This window comes from Paenisporosarcina macmurdoensis, from assembly GCF_042658845.1.
GTDB lineage: Bacteria > Bacillota > Bacilli > Bacillales_A > Planococcaceae > Paenisporosarcina > Paenisporosarcina macmurdoensis.
The window spans coordinates 1-2,872 of record NZ_JBHSRI010000017.1; the positions used below are offsets into that span (position 1 = coordinate 1).

At 35.2% G+C, this 2,872-nt stretch carries 4 protein-coding genes; 1 reads left to right on the forward strand and 3 read right to left on the reverse strand.

All coding sequences use genetic code 11. The features are described 5' to 3' along the window. Window positions 1-231 precede the first annotated feature (231 nt). The 3 genes from ACFPYN_RS09735 to ACFPYN_RS09745 all read right to left on the reverse strand — a co-directional run bounded on the left by ACFPYN_RS09735 (window position 232) and on the right by ACFPYN_RS09745 (window position 1,452). Window positions 232-639 carry a type II toxin-antitoxin system RelE family toxin gene (locus tag ACFPYN_RS09735; protein ID WP_377733841.1) on the reverse strand — a complete coding sequence of 136 codons (408 nt, stop codon included), beginning with the start codon at window positions 637-639 and terminating at the stop codon, window positions 232-234. A 3-nt stretch (window positions 640-642) separates the two neighbouring features. After that, window positions 643-942, reverse strand: coding sequence for a hypothetical protein (locus ACFPYN_RS09740; RefSeq protein WP_377733842.1), 300 nt, complete (start codon window positions 940-942; stop codon window positions 643-645). 261 nt (window positions 943-1,203) lie between these two features. Then, window positions 1,204-1,452, reverse strand: coding sequence for a translation initiation factor 2 (locus ACFPYN_RS09745; RefSeq protein WP_377733843.1), 249 nt, complete (start codon window positions 1,450-1,452; stop codon window positions 1,204-1,206). A gap of 339 nt (window positions 1,453-1,791) precedes the next feature. On the opposite strand from ACFPYN_RS09745, the gene ACFPYN_RS09750 reads away from it, so the two are divergent. After that, entirely contained in the window at window positions 1,792-2,496 is a 705-nt protein-coding gene (locus tag ACFPYN_RS09750) for a DUF421 domain-containing protein (protein ID WP_377733844.1), read from the forward strand. Window positions 2,497-2,872: the final 376 nt, after the last annotated feature.

Consider the following 2,872-nt stretch of genomic DNA (forward strand, 5'->3'; position numbering starts at 1 on the left):
TGTTCAGAAAACCAGGAGTTAATGTACACCCCCTATTTACAGTGTTTTCTCAGGTTTGGCACTTTCATTCATGTTCAAGAACTCGTTCAACAATCTAAGTTCACTAACCTATACGAAACTAAGTATAGGGACACGATTGACTATCTTAGATTAAGGTTGACATAGAGGCAAAATGTAAAACGCAAACAAACGGACTAAGAAAAATTAGTCCGTTTGTTTAATCGTATGTAGTTATTTCTTTTCCCATTTTCGGGATTTGCTTAAAACAGTGGGTTTATCTGTTCTCTTAAAAAGTTTTAATCTTTGAGAAGCTAATTTAAAAGCGAAATCGTCACTTCGCTTCTCAATCGTCAAAACATAGACGACCTTGAGTACATCTACAGTTTCATTGGTAACCCTGTAGATTATTCTTATTCCGGCTTCTCGTAATTTTATTTCTTTACAACCAGCTAATTTCATATCTCTTTTATTACCTAGATTTTTACCAATCACATCGGCACGAACCTCTAACTCTTCAATTGATTTGTTAACGATTCCTAAAACAGGTTGCGATAATTTTCCATACTCTTTAGCAGCATCACGATCAAAACGAACTTCGAACTTGGGTTGAATGACTTGATTGTTTTCTTTTGTCGACATTGGTTAAGAACGTCTGAGGTCTTTCCATGAGATGGCTGAGTCAGGATCATTTTCTAAACGATTAATTCTTTCGGCCAAAATACGCGTTTCATCAAGTTCTTCAAGTTCTTTCAATCGAGAAAACATTTGTTCGAAATAAGCGTACCCTAATACAACAGAATCAACTTCGCCGTTATCTGTGATAAATTGCGGCGTTGTTTTAGCGTTTTTTCGAACTGCTCCAAATTTTTTAGCTGCTTTAGAGGCAGAGATTAATTGATCTGTATTGAAAACCGGTTTATCCATTGTCATTGTTTCACTCACTTTCAACACCTCTTTCTTTAGTATAGTTAAAAGTTAAATGTATTATACACCAATCGCCCGGATAATTGCACGTATTAGATTACGTAACATGTTGCGTAATCATGCTCTTCGAAAGTTGAAAGTATTCCATATACAAACCAGTTGACATAACACCCGGATGAGGAAGTACTTGACTAATCGTAAGAGAAAGTAGGGAGCCATTCTCATGGCTTCCCCCTTATCAAACCGAACGTGCCCTATTTAGACATATATGGATATAACTCAAGTGATTTGGCTTTTTAATTTAGATAATTCATTTGTTAAATGATCAATTTGTTTTTGCATATTATCTTCTATTTTTTTAAGTTGATCTGTTTGGTCTGGCATGGTTTGATTTTCTAATACTTCAAGAGCAAGCCCTACCGATATTGTCTGTAATGCATCTCCTAACGTGGCAAGCGCTGACCCAATTAATACTAGTTTAGCCGCATCAATTTCTTGCGTTCCGGTACTTTGATTATTTTTATTCATAGCCACTCATCCCTTGTCTGTATTGTGATTTCTACTTAAACTATGAAAATCAGACTTATTGTAGTTTTTTGTGTTACAAAGAAACATCGATTCAATCGCTTAACTTCCACCCACCCCTTGCAAGATCTCACTTCTCCTCTTTTCCGCCTACGTATAGGTAAAGAAAAACAGCCACATACTTCTGTAACCATGCATTATGAAAAGGTAGATTGTGTATTCGAAAAAATAGCCACTCCATACACAATAGGTTGATATATCCCCCGGAGCTTGATGTACATAATGACCCAAGATCAGGAAATAATAAAGCTCAGAGCAACCTAAAAGAAGGGATTATCAAATATGAATTTTGCAGATTATAGTTTTTGGGAAATAATTATTAGAACGACTGTTGCTTTTTCTATACTGCTTTTTTTGACGCGAATTTTAGGGAAAGAACAATTAGGTCAACTTACATTGTTTGATTACGTCACAGGAATAACGATTGGTTCAATAGCTGGAGGTATCGCTGCCTATGATGATGTACATTACTTAAATGGAATTACTTCTTTAATATGGTGGATAATTCTTGCACTGCTCGTAAGTTATATTATTTTAAAATCAAGCAAGGCAAAAGAATTACTAGACGATAAACCAGCGATTATTATCAAAAACGGGAAAATTTTAGAAAAAGAACTCAAAACAAGCCGCCTTCCTATTGCTGACTTAACTATGTTATTAAGGTTGCAGGGTATTTTCTCCGTCAATGATGTGCACTTTGCAGTGTTAGAAACAAACGGAGAACTTAGTGTTTTCAAAAAAATAGCCCAACAAACAGCAACAAAACAAGATGTGAAAGCTCAAATTGTTGTACCAAAGTTTATGCCTTGCACAATTATTACAGACGGTATAATCGTAAGGAAAAATTTATTGGGATTAAACTTAACTGAGGAATGGTTAATAAAAGAACTGAAAAAGAGTGGCGTTAATTCAGTAAATCAAGTTTTTTATGCTGAAATCGAATCAGATGGTTCGGTCTACTTAGACTTGAGAGACGACATCTTGTAGTACTTGTCTTTGATGTGTTGAAATAATGCCCGAATGAGAAAGCCTATTAACAATAGGCTTTCTCAAATTATCGACATACAAATTAGAATTAGGATAATTCATCCTGAGTAAGTGTGGAACCAAACATCCACTAACTACATATCTTATAAAGTTCATTTACTTTCAACACGTATATCTTTGTAAACCCTAATGTTGTGGCATTAGGGTTTTTTTGTTACACAGTCAAAATATCAATTCAATCGCTGAACTGGCATGCATCTCTCATACATCCTAGGTTTACATAACACCACGATTAGGAAGTACCTGCGGTCCGAAATGGAAGAGACAATGAAAAATGATGGATGAAACAGGGGAGTTCATTAAGGCAAAAAAAAAA